This window comes from Xanthomonas translucens pv. undulosa, from assembly GCF_017301775.1.
Taxonomy (GTDB): Bacteria; Pseudomonadota; Gammaproteobacteria; order Xanthomonadales; family Xanthomonadaceae; genus Xanthomonas_A; species Xanthomonas_A translucens.
This window is the reverse complement of the sequence record NZ_CP063993.1, coordinates 4339915-4353790: the sequence shown is the minus strand read 5'-3', so window position 1 is coordinate 4353790 and position 13876 is coordinate 4339915. Positions and strand designations below refer to the sequence as shown.

Sequence of the window (13876 nt, the reverse complement as noted above, 5' to 3'; positions counted from 1 at the left end):
GGTTTGAGTCACGCCGACATGGCGGACTCATGGGAGTGGGAATAGTAGTTGGCCTCAGCCTCGGCCGGTGGGATATTCCCGATCGGCTCCAGCAATCGACGGTTGTTGAACCAGTCGATCCAGTTGAGCGTGGCCCACTCGACCTCCTCGCGCGTGCGCCAGGACGACGTGCGATGGATCACCTCGGCCTTGTAGAGGCCGTTGATGGTCTCGGCCAGCGCGTTGTCGTAGGAGTCCCCCACGCTGCCTACCGAGGGCTCCAGGCCGGCTTCCACGAGCCGCTCTGTGTAGCGGATCGACACGTACTGAACGCCTCGGTCGCTGTGGTGAATCAGGCGATCCGGGCCGACCGGCTTGCGCGCGTAGAGTGCCTGTTCGAGCGCGTCGAGCACCAAGTCCGTCTGCATCGAGGACGACGCCTTCCAGCCCACGATGCGACGGGCGAAGACGTCGATGACGAAGGCGACATAGACCCATCCTTGCCACGTCGAGACGTACGTGAAATCGCTGACCCACAGCGCGTTCGGCCGATCGGCCTTGAATCGCCGTTTCACATGATCCAGCGGGCACGGTGTCTTCGGGTCGCTCACCGTCGTCTGCACGGTCTTGCCTCGCATGACCCCGCGCAAGCCTTGCCGCTTCATCAACCGCTGCACGGTGCATCGCGCCACGTCGAACTGTTCGCGTCGCAGTTGCCGCCAGACCTTGCGCACACCGTAGACCTTGAAGTTCTCGTCCCACACGCGCTGGACTTGCGCCGTCAACGCCTCGTCGGTCTTCGCGCGCGTGCAGCGCAACTGCGGATCGGCCATCCTGGCCGCGTGCGCGTGGTAGGTCGACGGGGAGATCGGCAGCACCGTGCAGATCGGCTCGACCCCGTGGACATCACGATGCTCATCGATGAACTGCTTCATCGCTTGAAGGGGCGGTCGAGCTCCGCCTGCGCAACATAGGCCGACGCCTTGCGCAGGATTTCGTTGACCTGACGCAGCTCGCGAACCTCGCGCTCAAGCGCCTTGATGCGCTCTTGCTCGGTGCTCGTCATCCCCTCGCGCTTGCCAACGTCGCGCTCGTGCTGCCTCACCCAACCCCGTAGCGTCTCGGCTGTGCAGCCCACCTTGGCCGACACCGACTGGACTGGCCAGAGTTCCGTAGACACTCAGTTGCGGCTCTGCGCGTAGCGCCTTTCAAACTCTACAGGTGACAGCCCGGCAGCGGAACCATGCCGGCGGATCGGGTTGTAGAACATCTCGATGTAGTCGAACACGTCCGATGCTGCCACGGCGCGTGTCGGGTAGATCCGCCGCTTGATCCGCTCCTTCTTCAAGACGCTGAAGAAGCTCTCGGCCACGGCGTTGTCGTGGCAGTTCCCGCGTCGGCTCATGCTCGGCACCATCCGGTGCGCTTTCAGGAACGACTGCCAGTCGCTGCTGGTGAACTGACAGCCCTGATCCGAATGCACCAGCACACCTGGGCCCGGCTTGCGCCGCCAAGCTGCCGCCACCAGCGCCTGCAGTACCAGATCGCTGGTCATCGTCGACGCCGTCGCCCAGCCGACGATCTGCCGCGAGTACAGATCCATCACCGTCGCCAGGAACAGCCAGCCCTCGTAGGTCCTGATGTAGGTGATGTCCGTGACCCAGACCTTGTTCGGCGCCTGTGGCGCGAATTCCCGGTTGAGCACATTGGTCACCACGCCCACGGGACCACCGTGATGACGTGGCTTGCGGCCGTAGCCGACTTGGGCACGCAGGCCTTCTGCTTTCATCAACCGCAGGACGCGGTGCCGGCTGCAGCGCTCGCCGGCCTCGCGCAGGTCCAGGGTGATCTTGCGATAGCCATACACCGTGCCGCTGGCCAGCCAGTGGTGCTTGATCAGCCCCAGCAGACGCTGATCTTCGCGCTCGCGAGCACTGGCGCCATGGCGCAGCCAGGCGTAGTAGCCACTGCGTTGCACGTCCAGCACCCGGCACATCCGACGCCCCCCCACCTTTGAGTAGCAGTCAGATTTGGAGTCCAATTCCCTAACCCAAGGAGATTGGACGTGAAGAAGCGTTTTTCCGAAGAACAGATCATTGGCTTCCTGCGCGAGGCCGAAGCTGGCATGGCGATCAAGGACCTCTGCCGCCGCCATGGTTTCAGCGAGGCCTCGTACTACCTGTGGCGTAGCAAGTTCGGTGGGATGAGCGTGCCCGATGCCAAGCGGCTCAAAGATCTGGAGGCGGAGAACGCCCGCCTGAAGAAGTTGCTGGCCGAGCAGTTGTTCGAGAACGACTTGATCAAGGATGCGCTGCGAAAAAAGTGGTGAGCGCACCGGCGCGTCGTGCGCTGGTGCGCGAGTGGATCGGACGTGGCGCCAGCGAGCGTCGCGCTCTGGCAATGATCGGTATGAGTGCCAGTGCACTGCGCTATGTCCCGCGCGATGACCGCAATGTCGACCTGCGCCAGCGGATCCTGGCGCTGGCGCATCGGCACAAGCGGTATGGCGTCGGAATGATCTACCTGAAACTGCGGCAGGAAGGGCATGTCGTGAACTACAAGCGGGTGGAGCGGCTGTATCAGGAACAGCAGTTGCAGGTCAGGCGCCGCAAGCGCAAGAAGGTGCCGGTGGGCGAACGCCAGCCGCTGCTGCGGCCAGCACGAGCCAACCAGGTATGGTCGATGGACTTCGTGTTCGACCGCACTGCCGATGGGCGGGTGATCAAATCGCTGGTGATCGTGGACGACGCCACACATGAAGCGGTCGCGATCGAGGTGGAACGTGCGATCTGCGGCCATGGTGTCAGCCGCGTCCTGGACCGCCTGGCGATCAGTCGCGGCCTGCCGCAGGTGATCCGTACCGACAACGGCAAGGAGTTCTGCGGCAAGACGATGGTGAGCTGGGCGCACGGGCGTGGCGTGCAGCTTCGACTGATCCAGCCTGGCAAGCCGAACCAGAACGCCTACGTGGAGTCGTTCAATGGCCGCCTGCGCGATGAGTGCCTCAACGAACATTGGTTCCCGACGCTGCTGCACGCGCGCACCGAGATCGAACGTTGGCGCCGGGAATACAACGAGGAGCGTCCAAAGAAGGCCATCGACGGCATGACACCCGCCGACTACGCCAAACACCTGGCCAACACCGATATCATCAACCCCGGACTCTAAACCCCGCTGCTACTCAGGACGGGGGGGCGTCGCATCGCCACCAGACGGAACTCCCGGACGTGCGCGCGCATGAACGCGTACTTCGCCCTTACCCCTTGGCAAAGTACGCGGCGGCTTTTTTTAGGATGTCGCGCTCCTCGGTTACCCGCCGCAGCTCAGCCTTGAGCCGGCGGATCTCGGCCGAGTCGCTCGGCGCGGCCGGGGCTCCAGGGGCCGGTACCGTCTTCTTGGCCGCCTGCACCCAGCCATACAACGTGTGCTTGGGAATCCCTATGCGGGAGGCGACGTCAACCACCGTGAAGCCACGCTCGATCACCTGCCTCTCCGCCTCGGCACGGAACTCATCCGTGTACTGCTTGCTGTTGCCCATAAACACCTCGGTCATTGCCATCAATTATGGCAACTGGATGTCTACGAAAGGCTGGCCGGTCCACACCAAGCTGTGCCACCCCGAGCTGACTGACGCTTGGTCCATCTCCACTACTGACTTGCGAGATAGGACCCAGGCACCACGGCATATGGGAAGCTTGTCGAATTGCTGCGCTGGCCTCGCGCATTCCTTGCTACGCCGTTTTCTTTGACTTGAAGAAAGCCCCTGCAACCGCAGTCAAGATGACAATAAAACCAATGCTTGGCAGTGCCTTGGCACCGAACTTAAGTATGACCATCACCAATGCGATAAACGTTGGTAACCAAGCCAAAGGGTGAACCACCATGTGGACCTTGCGAAGGAAGGTCAACTGCTCGCCGAATCCCGCCTTTGCCTTGTCGATCGCCGCCTGCAGGGTAGGCGGGTGCTTGCCAGAGGCGCTCTGAACGTCCGAGATGGAAAGATTGAACCCCGCCTCAACTCGCTTTGAAGCAAGACGCTGATTGTGAAGGATGCCACTCAGCAAGAGGGAAACCAACAACATACCTAGGCAAAGTCCAGAGGCACTCCATACGTCATCCGCCAACCAGACTGCGGCCAAGCCACCGATCGACAAGGGCAGCGCCAGCAGCTTTCCTGAGCTGTCACCGAGCACCGCAGCCATCCGGGTGGCGTAATCGAGCTCGATGCGCGCCACGTCACCACGAAGCTTCTCAAAAGAGAACTTTTGAACGTAACACTCTGCGTTGAGCTCGTAGGCCATGACAACATCCGGCCACGAGTAGACCAAGTATTGGAAGGCCGGTTCAGCCGCGTCTACGCGCCTTTTCGCTAGGATGCTTGTGAGAGCCACACGGAACAGCTGCTTATGCTCGTTGATGTGCAGCCTGCCTTCTTCACCAGAAAAGAGCGCCTCTAAGACTGATATATCAGGCTTGGGAGCCTGCAGGCAGGCGCGAGTTATCCTGGTATCAATCTCGAACGTTTTGGGCCCGGCGTCGCCCGTCGCAGGAAGGACAAATAGAAGCTTCTTGGTGCTAGCTGTCACAGACACCGTGTTCAAGGAAAGCTTAAGCAAGCCGCCTATCAACCTTCCCAGATGCAAAGCCGCCGCCAACTCTGCCGTCGGCTCTTCTGCACTTCCAAGGATGTCTTCCCGAACGAGGTAGTAGTTCTCTGGGACGCCGCCTGAGCTGAGGACCTCCGACCCATCAACAAAGTCGTAAACGTTAGCGTAGAAGCGTCCAAACTCATTTGACGGCAGCCTCCAAGTGAATGAAATTTGCCCACCTTCTGCCTGAGGGCCGTCTTCGAAGCCCCCAAACTTCCGCTCTAGCCCCTGGCAGTCTTGGATCTCGCCCGCAACGTCACACGCCTGCCCGTCATAGGAGAATGTGCCCTCCTCTACAGGAGGTCTCCCGGCGGCACGGTATAGGCGAACTACGCTCTCAAACACGATTGGTCCTTAGCCACGCTGGTCCAGGGTTGCCTCAATTTTCTTTGCGGCCTCGTCCGGCAGACGCCGGATTCGGAGTGACTTATCAGCGCGGCTGTAGATCAAAGGTCCCTCCGTCTCGCTGATTTCTGTGTCTTCGAAGGACAGGCGCCACCCTTCCGCTTGAGCCGTAATCCGTGTAACGGACTTGAGGTATTGCGCGCTGACCACGAAGGATTCTGGAACCTGTCCATCCTCACCGTTTAGGTATTCGCTCAATCCTTCAACGTGCTCAACCAGCTCATCTCCCAGCGCAACGCGCACGACTGCCACCAGCGTGCCCACGGTCATTACGGCGCCCTGCGGCAAGGCTGCCATGTGATCAATGACTGCTCTTCTTACCTTACGAGCGAGAGGTTTGATCTCCTTCTTGGAAGAGACAAACTTCTTTACAGCATCGATTGCGGATCTGGTAGCTCGGTTAGATGAAACGCCTTTTTCACACCCCAGCGCATCAATGAAATATTTGGCGACTTCATTGCGTGCACCTTTGTTAACGAAGCAAAGATAGGTTCTTTCTTCCTCGTCAGCGCCGGCATCAGCAGAGCCAGCACTCAGCGCCTGCTCATACCTTGCAAGATTGATACGCGCGGCCTGGTGCAGCTTCGACAAATCGAGTTCACGGATATCAGTCGGAACCATGTCAGGCGACAGGCTCAAGGCTCCGCGCTCTTTGATCATCGCCACAAGCAGGAACGGCGTCGCGTTGACCTCGTAGACCATAAAGAACACGTAACCGCCAGTCGACAAAAGCTCCTTTCCCGCAGCAGCCACAAGTTCCGCCATGGCCACCTCTGTAAGCGTCATGAACGTTGCCAGATCAGAGCTGGCAGTCAAGTTTTCCACTGCGCCCGGGAACTGCCCCTCTCGATTGTTCGTTCCGAACTGGCCCCAGAATACGGTGCTCCCGTCTCGCCCGACGAGACGCGACAGCTGCTGTCCGAGCGACTGAACCTGGCTGATTGACACGTCCAACGGCCCAGGCGCGTGCCGGACTCGTGAAGTGTTGGACTGAGCCTCTTTTTCCAGAGAGTGAATTACCGCGAAAACCAGTCTATCCATAACTGCCTTGCCCCCTATTGGCTCAGGGGGCAATGGTATCACTCGGGCCTATGGACACCCCGCCGAAGATCCAGCCAGACGAAAGGGCATCTTCGGATGCCCCGAGCTACCCAACACCATACTGGATGGGCCTCTCTGAAACAGCACGAGTCTAGTTCCAACCCAGCCTATGCCGGCGGAGAGGCCAAGTGGTTTCTGAGGAGATCGAGAACCCCCTTCTGTCGCTCCGCAGGCAAGCGAGCCACGAGAAGGATGACCTCGGCGAGGACGTCCGAACTAGCATGAAAATAGGCTGGAGGAACGCCCAACGCCTCACTGAGCGCTGCCAACGTCTCATGGTCAGGCTCCCGCTCCCCCCGCTCGTAGCGCGAAAGACGGGAAGACGCTGCTTTTTCGTTCATCCCCAGCAAGGCTCCCAGCTCGACCTGCGACAACCCCGCGACACGCCGGGCCGCCCTTAGGCGACGACCGAAGATGGATACCGGGGGAAGAGATGCAGGCATGGGGATCTGACGTGAGACTGACTCCCAAGTCTGCACTGGCTAGCATCATAACGCACTTATCTGCCAATATGGCAGATACAGCGACGATGCTGGACCATGAGAGAACCTATGACGCTTTCACCAAATGGAGTTGTTGCGCTCATCGCTTTGGCACTAGCGCCCAGTGCACTGAGCTGGGCGCAAGCCGCTCGGCCCGCGGCCTCCGAAGAGGTCAAGCCCGGCTTCTTCCGCCAGTTGGGCGCTAGCTTGAAAGACGCGGGGCAGCAGGCCTTGGGAGCGAAGCCCCAAGGACGCGTTGCGGGAAAGCAATCGAGCGCCTCTGGGTCCATCTATGCGCCCATCACCGGAACTGGGAAGCTGCCTGGCCTCTTCAAGGGTGACAACCACCAGTTGGCCCAGCAAGGACGACTCGACTGGCCCCGGGTCGCCCTGACGTTCGAAGAATGGGGCACCTCCCTGCCCTGCTGGACGGTGGAGGCTCGGATCTGGACCAGTGCCAATGCCTCGACAGTGGAAACGTTCCGGACTTGCGCAGAAGCCGCACTCACCGAGACAGATGACCTGGGCGACACGGCCGAGCTCAACACCTCGGCACTCTGGAAGGGCCGCGACAGCCTGATGGGCGTTCGAGTGCCTGCCGGCAAGCCCAACACCGGGGCCACCCGTTCCACCGGCCCTAACCCGCCAAGCCAGCCTTTCGTCGTCAACGTCAGCCGTCCTGGTGTGTCGGACCGCGCCGTCGACGTGGCCTTGCGCGTCGCATGGGTCAGCGGCTTCATCCAGACCTCGGATCTGCACCCCGGTCCCTCTGGACTATTGACCCCATTCAAGGACGGCCGTATGTGGCTCGCTGGTTTCAAACCGGAGGGCAACCGCGCCAAGTAGTCCGCCACCTTCGCAACCTACGTGGGCGGCAGGTGCCTGCCACCCACGCCACACCAATCAAGGAACGAAAGATGAAATCACCATGGCTCACCCTGGCCGGCTTGGCCATTGCATTGACCCTGTCAGGTTGCGGCGGCCCGCCGTCCAACGACGATGCCGAGAAAGCACTGGCCACCCTTCTAACGCAGAGTGGAGCGGGCAAGGTCGAGGAGATCCAGGACTTCCAGCTCACGGGATGCATGGAGGCCAAGGACATGGCGGGCTTCCGTTGTGACACGACCGGAAAAGTATCGATCGACATTGGCGGCCGCCAAGTGCCCATCCCGGTGAGCAAGAACCTGCGCTATGTCAAAGAAGACGGGACCTGGAAGGCCTACGCCAAATGAGCGTGCCCCCTCCGCTTTCGGTCCATCCGCAACCCGCTTCTCGCAGGTTGATGACCCCGCGCACCCGGTTCTTCTGGTGGTATTCGCTGACCCTGCTCTTCCTGGGACCTTTCGGGTTCGTCGTTGGGCCACTCATGGCCCGATGCGCAACCCGGAAGGCGGCTCTGCGGTATCCAATCGAGACATACGCAGCTCAGGCGCGGGACGTCGGTTTGAACCTGCCCCCTGAGAACGGACGCCAAGAAGCAGGGGGTTAAGCGGCTTGCTTCAGTGTCTTGGCATAGTCGTTGGGGGACAGGTATCCAAGCGCCGAGTGCAAGCGCGTGGGATTGTAGAAGCCATGGATGTAGCTGGCGATGGCGGCGTGGGCAGCGGCCCGGGTCTCGTAGACGCCGGTGGCCTCTTCGTTCTTGAGCGTGGCGAAGAAGCTCTCGGCGACGGCGTTGTCCCAGCAGTTGCCCTTGCGGCTCATGCTCGGCACGAAGCCGTGCGCGGCCAGCGTCTTGCCGAAGTCGCCGCTTGCGTACTGGCTGCCGCGGTCGGAGTGGAACAGCACGCCGGCACCGACCGGCGAGGCCGACCAGGCATTGAGGAACGCTTGCCGTACCAGATCGTCGGGCATCCGCTCGGACAGGCTGTAGCCGAGCACCTGCCGAGTCCGCAGATCGAGCACGGTGGCCAGATACAACCAGCCCTCGCGGGTCGGGACGTAGGTGATGTCACCGGCCCAGGCCGGCACCGTGCTATCCACAGCGAACTGACGATCCAGACGGTTCTCGGCCACCGGCCGGCCATGCCGACTGTCCGTCGTGCGCGGCGTGAAGCGGCCCTTGGTCTTGCCACGCAGCCCCTCCTCCCGCATCAGCCGGGCCACGCGCTTGTGGCCCACGGCGTGCGCGCATGCGCGCAGCGCACGGACCATGCGCGGGCGTCCGTAGGTGCCACGGCTGCCGGCGTGGAGCGTGCGCAGGTCGGCGCGCAGGGCCGCCTCCGGGTCCGGGCGATCGCGGCGGTGCAGGTACCCATGGAAGCCGGAGACCGACACCGCCAGCACGCGGCACAACATCCGGATCGGATAGTGAGTCCGTTCACGCGCGACGAAGGCGTACCTCACTTGGACTCCCTGGCGAAGAACGCCGTCGCTTTTTTTAGGATTTCGCGCTCCATTTTGAGCGTGGCGTTCTCGGCCCGTAGCTGAGCCAGCTCGCTCTCCATCTCACTCACCGGCTTGCGGCTGGGAGAACTGCACGGGCGGCCGGCACGCGCAGCATCCACCCAATTGCCCAACGTCTTGACCGACATGTCCAACTGACGGGCCGCCTTGGCGCGACCAACCGACTCTGCCAAGGCGGTCGCCTGGGCCTTGAAATCGTCCGTGTAGCGACGACGGGTAATGCGTTGCATGGAAACCTCCAGGTTGCGGTGAAAGTATCGCTTCCTGGCGTCCGTTTCAGTGGGACAGGTTCAGTTTTACTTGGTGGCAGTGGTGGGTCATGACGGCGCTCACCCTGATGGGCGCATTGGGGGCATTTGCCGTGCTGAGCGGGTTGCCGATGTTCCTCTTTGTGCTTTATGCGCAACTGACCCAGTCCTAAGCAGCCGCCGGATCAAAGAAGGCCCCCAACTGGGGGCCTTCTCGTTTCTGATGCTTAGACCGCCGGGGCTAAGTAGCGCCCTTCCACTACCAAAGTGGCGTCAGAGCGCCCAACGATGCTGCCCTTGGCAGAAAAGCCCGCTGCCGTTGCATCACCGCGGAATTCAAGCTCGAACTGGTCGAGCCCGCCAAACACGGATTCAGACCCTGGGTCCCAGCGTTTGATGGTCAGCTTGGCCGTGAACCCGGCGTCGTCGCCCTGCTTAGATCCTGAATACGTGTAGCCGGAATCGCCGCCATTGACACCCTCTCCCTTGAACACGGCGATACCCTCGCCCACTCCCTGCATGTTCGACGAGAAACGAACATGGTAAATGCCGTCTTTCATTGCCGCACCTCCACTGGGTAGGAGATACGATCAGATCATCCTCCAGTCGCATCAGCCGCGACAGCCACAAGCCATACTCAGCGGAACATCAACCAGTCCAATGAGCCTAGGTCCCCTGCTTTGGATAGAATCGGCCCACGAGTCTCCGCCCAGCGCCTGAAGGAGCATGATCTTGCCTAGCGTCTTCTTTTCCTATTGCCATGCAGACGAAGAACTCCGCGACCAGCTCGAGAAGCAGCTCGCGATGCTCAAGCGCCAAGGGATCATTGAGACCTGGCATGACCGCCGCATCATTGCTGGCCAAGAAATCGACAAGACGATCGATAATCACATCAATAGCGATGACATCATCCTCCTCCTTGTAAGTCCGGATTTCATTGCGTCGGACTACTGCTACGACAAGGAGATGACTCGGGCCCTGGAACGGCATGAGTTGGGTGAGGCAACCGTCATCCCCGTCATTCTGAGAGCCTGCGACTGGCACCACGCGCCTTTTGGGAAGCTGATGGCAGCTCCGCAGGATGGCAAACCCGTGAAGAAATGGGCGGATATCGACGAAGCGTTTTTGGATGTGGCCCAAGCCGTCCGAGCTGCCGCCAAACAGCGCTCGGCCAAGCAGGCCAAGCCAGTTGCGCCAAACAAAGCACTGGCCTCTCCGGTCATGGCTGGACCTTCGACCATTGAAAGCATCACTCAAGCAAGGCCAGGCCCGAGGTCGAGCAACTTGCGTCTCGCCAAGACCTTCACGCAACGGGACAAAGATCAATTCAAGGCGGAAACGTTCGAATACATCGCGAAGCACTTCGAGAACTCGCTCAACGAGCTTGAAGAACGTAACCCGGGCTACGAAGGATCGTTCCGACGAATCGATGCCAACCGTTTCTTCTCCACGATTTACCAAGATGGGAACGACGTCGCTCGGGCAACGATCTACTTGGGCGGGATGCTCGGAGGTATCAACTACGTTCAAGGTGAGACGCTCGATAGCAACTCTTACAACGAGTCGCTATCGGTGGACTGCGATGATCAATCCCTGTTTCTCACCAGCATGGGCATGTCCTCGTATGGATCAAATCGGGGGCAAAAGTTGACGCAGGAGGGGGCCGCGGAGGTGCTTTGGGAGCAGCTCATCGGCCCACTTCAGAGCCAAAGCAACCATCCACGCAGGCGTTGAGATGATTTCGACCAGCGAATTCACGGTAGGAAGTGCGAGTTCCTGCGCTCTTCTTTCGCTCATCCTGCCAAGGCACGATTCAGAAGAGGCCCTGCTCATCGGCACGTCCAAGATGGGCAAAAACGCCGTCCTGATCCTGACTGGTAGCCACCAGTTCACTTGGTTCGAGGCCGTCGGTGCCGACCGCTGGGTTGGGCTGGTGTTTCCTGGAGTTCGCATCGAAATCGACGAGACGAGCGTGTTCAGCGCAGACTATTCGCGCTCTCTCCCCGGAAATTTGGTCAGAGAGGGAACATCCCTCCTCGCGAGGGCTAAGGCTCACGCGTTCGGTGGCTTTGACGGCATTTTCCTTGAGACCGACCTACCCTCGACGGGAAACCTCTCTGCCGGATTCGCAAAGTGGCAGGTCGTTCTAGGCAGCGGACACGAAAAGCGGGTGCTCTGGCAGATCGGACAGGGTCCTGATGCGCCCCTTGGACCCCCTCGGTAAACGAGCTCCATCAACTACCGGTGCGACCGATGAGGCCGACACCGGGTCGAGGCTTGAAGGAGGCATTACAGTTCCGCCAAATCGGTGATGGTCGCTTGCCCCTTACGCAGATCGGCGACCAGAAGTCTCCCACCAGCAACGGTCCGCCCCATACTCTCGTTGAGATAGGCCGCCTGCAGCCGCCCAGCCTCCAAGACGGCCCCAAGCTCGAAGCTATCTTCCCGCCCCCGAAGCGGCTCCCCAGGCGACGCCACACCGCCTTCCAGCGGCTGCACCCGTGCCGGACCACCTCCCGCATCCTTGGCATACGCCGTCGCCATCATCCGGCCGTTCTTCGGTGACCAGCCGCCCAGAACGAGCTCGCTATGCAGGATGTCTCGCGCTATGCCCGCCTCCGCAGCCGCCTGAAGGTAGTCCGGCCAAAGATGGTCCATAACCAGCCCGAGCTCGGCCATCAGCTGCTCCATGGCGAAGTCGGCGCGGAAGCTCGCCTGAAGGGACAGTTCGTAGATCTTCATGAAAAACTGGGCTGAGCCACGGCTAGCCAGCACCAGATTGTGTTGTGGGATGAGCAGCAGCTTGGCGCCCGCCGACGGCTTCTGAGTCAGCGCATCCTCCGCCCAGGTGTCGACCGCAATGAGCAGCTGGTCAGGGCGTAGCAATACATTGAGGATGCTCATGGGAAGGTTCCGGGCCGAAAGAAGAAGACTATCGTCAGGTAATCCAACTGTCCTTCAAGATCCGCCACCACAGCTTCCCTGGTAGGCAAGGCCAGACCAGCAGCCGGGTGTCGGTTGCTTGCCTATAAAACGTTGAGGCATACAAAAGCCGGTAGCGTGCCGCCGCCAGTCAAGCATTTCCAATGTAGCGAGAGACGGTTGAGTCATTGGTAATTTGACAAAGCCAAAATTCGATCTATTAAAGCCTACCCACCCTACGACATGGCTGCAATGACAATCGAAGAGTTCTGGAACCGTGCCTTCCTAGCTGCCTTGACGAGGCTGCCAGTTGACGAAGCCGTCCTTGAAGCCAACGCAGCCGTCAGGGCAGCCGTTAGCAATTGGCAAGAACACATCCATGACTATGTGCAACCAGGGCGACTGTGGAAAGACCAAAACATATCTGACGTCCCCTACGACCCCACTCAAATCGAGCAATAACCTGCCACCTACTTGAACTTATTAGAAAACCCAGATTTCAAGTTGCGACCCTTAATCATTTCGCAGTAATGCTTGAACCCAGCGGTGGCCTCAGCCTTAGTCATGGCCAACACTACACGCCCACCTTCGATGATGAGAAAAGGGCGCATCGGCTGCTCATGGGCAGGCAAAGCATGGCCATGCTCGTCATAAACTATGATTTCGTAGAGCCTTATTCCATCTTCTGAAAACGCGCGAGCAACATAGGTTTGAACTGAAAAAGCCCTACGCTGCCGCTGCTCGCGCCTCTCCGGTAGTCCCTCAGATAGTTCATCTTGACGCAAGGGGAGCTCCCATGCAGCTTGAACATTTGAGTGCACTTCCTCCCATCCGTTCGATATCAACTCAGCCCTCGCAGCCTCGGGCGTTTCAAAAAACCCCTTAAATAATCCATTAGGAACCACCCCAATCAGGGCATAGCCCTTAGATTTCCAATCGCCAGAATCCGCTTTGGAATGAGCCATTCCTACAACAACTCTTGCCGACATTGCCTGCCCACTTGATTTTTCGCTGCTAATACCTTCACGGGTCATGATTGGTCCTAACTAAGAGACTGAATAAAAAGCGCCGTATTTTCTGAGTTGCGCAACCTACCCTATAGCTCAATCCATCAGACGCGGATTAACCGCCCACCTCAGCTTCGGGTGATACGTTTCCGCCAAGACGCACGGCGCGAATTCCGTTTCATACGCATGGGCATGCTCCTGCCGGTCCGACAACTCGTGCCAGGTGTATTGCTCCCGCATCTCCCGGTGGACCCCAGCAGCCTTCAGCGCACCGATGACGGTGTCCCGGAAGCTTTGGTGCCCCAGCCTGCCGCCACTGCGCGCCTTGATGCCCAGCTCGACCAGATAGCGTGAGAACGCGTGCTGGGTCCGGCCCGCCGGGCCGTTCTTGGCGTCGAAGCTCAGTTTAGGGAAGAGCATTGCCTCGCTGGCGGCCTTGAGCTGCTCCACTTGCTTCAACAGGCCCAACCGAGGTCTAGGCACATGGAAGACCCGCACTTACGGGCATTTCCTATGAACGAAGGGCGCGAAGCAACACATAGACCGCCCCCGATCCTTGAGTTAAGCACTATTCGAATCCTCCTGATGTCTTCTGAAGTCTGGAGCATAGCGCGGCTCGGTGAGATAAGCCGAGGCGTCTGTCAGCTTTCATGCCAACCATCCCGGGTGTGACGATC

General features: G+C 60.0%; 14 protein-coding genes, 4 pseudogenes and 1 other annotated feature. Of the genes and pseudogenes, 6 read left to right on the top strand and 12 right to left on the bottom strand.

All coding sequences use genetic code 11. The annotated features are described in order from the left end of the window. Positions 1-8 precede the first annotated feature (8 nt). Positions 9-1138, bottom strand: a pseudogene (locus tag ISN38_RS18605) (IS3 family transposase); the annotation flags it as partial. After that, positions 840-956: a sequence feature (AL1L pseudoknot), on the bottom strand. Its footprint overlaps the pseudogene before it by 117 nt. A gap of 21 nt (positions 1139-1159) precedes the next feature. Then, positions 1160-1981: pseudogene (locus ISN38_RS18600) on the bottom strand (IS3 family transposase); the annotation flags it as partial. Positions 1982-2104: 123 nt separating this feature from the next. Between ISN38_RS18600 and ISN38_RS18595 the strand changes: the two are divergent. Beyond that, a protein-coding gene (locus ISN38_RS18595; RefSeq protein ID WP_399507465.1) for an IS3 family transposase occupies positions 2105-3147 on the top strand; the annotation gives its coding sequence in 2 pieces (ribosomal slippage) (positions 2105-2302 and positions 2305-3147; 1041 coding nt in all). Between the two features lie 2 nt (positions 3148-3149). On the opposite strand, the pseudogene ISN38_RS18590 reads toward ISN38_RS18595, so the two are convergent. The 4 genes and pseudogenes from ISN38_RS18590 to ISN38_RS18575 all read right to left on the bottom strand — a co-directional run. Next, positions 3150-3517 (bottom strand): annotated as a pseudogene (locus tag ISN38_RS18590) (transposase); the annotation flags it as partial. Between the two features lie 193 nt (positions 3518-3710). Beyond that, a complete protein-coding gene (locus tag ISN38_RS18585) occupies positions 3711-4973 on the bottom strand; it encodes a hypothetical protein (RefSeq protein WP_206711969.1) in 1263 nt (420 codons plus the stop codon). Between the two features lie 9 nt (positions 4974-4982). Further along, a complete protein-coding gene (locus ISN38_RS18580) occupies positions 4983-6074 on the bottom strand; it encodes a nucleoid-associated protein (RefSeq protein ID WP_206711968.1) in 1092 nt (363 codons plus the stop codon). A gap of 167 nt (positions 6075-6241) precedes the next feature. Continuing rightward, complete coding sequence (locus tag ISN38_RS18575; RefSeq protein WP_206711967.1) at positions 6242-6577, bottom strand: helix-turn-helix domain-containing protein; 336 nt, start codon at positions 6575-6577, stop codon at positions 6242-6244. A 108-nt stretch (positions 6578-6685) separates the two neighbouring features. Here ISN38_RS18575 and ISN38_RS18570 point away from each other — a divergent pair, with 108 nt between their 5' ends. The 3 genes and pseudogenes from ISN38_RS18570 to ISN38_RS20515 form a co-directional block, all read left to right on the top strand. After that, positions 6686-7462 (top strand): hypothetical protein, encoded by a 777-nt coding sequence (locus ISN38_RS18570; protein WP_206712234.1) that lies wholly within the window; start codon positions 6686-6688, stop codon positions 7460-7462. Positions 7463-7533: 71 nt separating this feature from the next. Next, the gene (locus ISN38_RS18565) at positions 7534-7848 is read left to right on the top strand and encodes a hypothetical protein (RefSeq protein WP_206711966.1); all 315 of its coding nucleotides are present in this window, start codon (positions 7534-7536) and stop codon (positions 7846-7848) included. Then, positions 7845-8060: pseudogene (locus tag ISN38_RS20515) on the top strand (hypothetical protein); the annotation flags it as partial. The gene ISN38_RS18565 and the pseudogene ISN38_RS20515, both read left to right, overlap by 4 nt. Positions 8061-8101: 41 nt before the next feature. Here the strand turns inward: ISN38_RS20515 and ISN38_RS18560 are convergent. From ISN38_RS18560 to ISN38_RS18550, 3 genes are all read right to left on the bottom strand, one after another. Next, positions 8102-8962 (bottom strand): IS3 family transposase, encoded by an 861-nt coding sequence (locus tag ISN38_RS18560; RefSeq protein ID WP_060748765.1) that lies wholly within the window; start codon positions 8960-8962, stop codon positions 8102-8104. Beyond that, positions 8959-9252 (bottom strand): transposase, encoded by a 294-nt coding sequence (locus ISN38_RS18555; protein ID WP_038237253.1) that lies wholly within the window; start codon positions 9250-9252, stop codon positions 8959-8961. The genes ISN38_RS18560 and ISN38_RS18555 overlap by 4 nt, the downstream gene beginning before the upstream one ends. A gap of 245 nt (positions 9253-9497) precedes the next feature. Then, positions 9498-9830 (bottom strand): GrlR family regulatory protein, encoded by a 333-nt coding sequence (locus ISN38_RS18550; protein ID WP_206711965.1) that lies wholly within the window; start codon positions 9828-9830, stop codon positions 9498-9500. 166 nt (positions 9831-9996) lie between these two features. Between ISN38_RS18550 and ISN38_RS18545 the strand changes: the two genes are divergently transcribed. Continuing rightward, positions 9997-11004, top strand: coding sequence for a toll/interleukin-1 receptor domain-containing protein (locus tag ISN38_RS18545; RefSeq protein ID WP_206711964.1), 1008 nt, complete (start codon positions 9997-9999; stop codon positions 11002-11004). Position 11005: 1 nt separating this feature from the next. Continuing rightward, positions 11006-11494, top strand: coding sequence for a hypothetical protein (locus tag ISN38_RS18540; protein ID WP_206711963.1), 489 nt, complete (start codon positions 11006-11008; stop codon positions 11492-11494). Between the two features lie 65 nt (positions 11495-11559). Here the strand turns inward: ISN38_RS18540 and ISN38_RS18535 are convergent, their stop codons facing one another. From ISN38_RS18535 to ISN38_RS18525, 3 genes are all read right to left on the bottom strand, one after another. After that, positions 11560-12174, bottom strand: coding sequence for a hypothetical protein (locus ISN38_RS18535; RefSeq protein WP_206711962.1), 615 nt, complete (start codon positions 12172-12174; stop codon positions 11560-11562). Between the two features lie 488 nt (positions 12175-12662). Beyond that, positions 12663-13226 (bottom strand): hypothetical protein, encoded by a 564-nt coding sequence (locus tag ISN38_RS18530; RefSeq protein WP_206711961.1) that lies wholly within the window; start codon positions 13224-13226, stop codon positions 12663-12665. Positions 13227-13295: 69 nt separating this feature from the next. Continuing rightward, on the bottom strand, positions 13296-13649 hold the full coding sequence (locus ISN38_RS18525; protein ID WP_241753968.1) for a site-specific integrase: 354 nt from the start codon (positions 13647-13649) through the stop codon (positions 13296-13298). Positions 13650-13876 lie beyond the last annotated feature (227 nt).